This window comes from Cryobacterium sp. 10I1 (genome assembly GCF_035019805.1).
Lineage (GTDB): Bacteria > Actinomycetota > Actinomycetes > Actinomycetales > Microbacteriaceae > Cryobacterium > Cryobacterium glucosi.
The window spans coordinates 1-606 of sequence record NZ_JASJVF010000545.1 but is presented as its reverse complement, the minus strand read 5'-3'; the positions used below and the strand labels follow the sequence as shown (position 1 = coordinate 606).

The following is a 606-nucleotide window of genomic DNA, read 5'->3' as shown; positions in this document are numbered from 1 at the left end:
GCGCGCTCAAGGCCTGGGCCAGGCTTGCCGGCTTCGACGCGGTGACGAGCAGTGCGTCCATCTGGTGCTTCGCCACGGATGCCGAGCGCGACTGGTGGGGGGAATCCTGGGCCCTGCGCGCGACCGAGTCCGATTTCGCCGCGCACGCGATCGAATCCGGGGCCGCCGACCTCACCGACCTGCGCGCCATGTCCGCAGCCTGGCGGCAGTGGGCAGGCGACCCCGATGGCTGGTTCGGCATGCCGCACGGCGAGATCATCGCGGTCAAGTAGCTTTTGTCACCGAGCAGGGGACCTCAGGAAAAGTAGACTCGAGCGTGCCCTTCCTCGACCGCCTCCAGCACTGGGCCGCCCTGCAGCCGGACGCGAACGCCGTCACGATTGGTGCGGACCGGCTCAGCTACGCCGAACTCCAGGTCCGGTCGAGCCGCCGCGCCCGCGAACTGGCGGGGGAGTCGTCCGGCGGCCCGACCGTGCTCTGCCTGCCGAACGGTCTCGACTTCGTCGTGGACTTCGTCGCCGCGGTCGCGGGCGTGGGTACTGTCGCCGTGCTCGACCCGGACTGGCCGGCCCTGCAGCGCACGGCGATCGAGCGGATGCTGCGCGA

1 protein-coding gene and 1 pseudogene are annotated in these 606 nt (G+C 71.0%); both read left to right on the top strand.

Features of this window, described 5'->3' with window-relative positions; genetic code table 11:
* Positions 1 to 272: pseudogene (locus QN345_RS19705) on the top strand (SAM-dependent methyltransferase); the annotation flags it as partial.
* A gap of 44 nt (positions 273 to 316) precedes the next feature.
* Positions 317 to 606: AMP-binding protein (locus QN345_RS19700; protein ID WP_323509198.1), on the top strand; the 290-nt coding region annotated here is incomplete at its 3' end.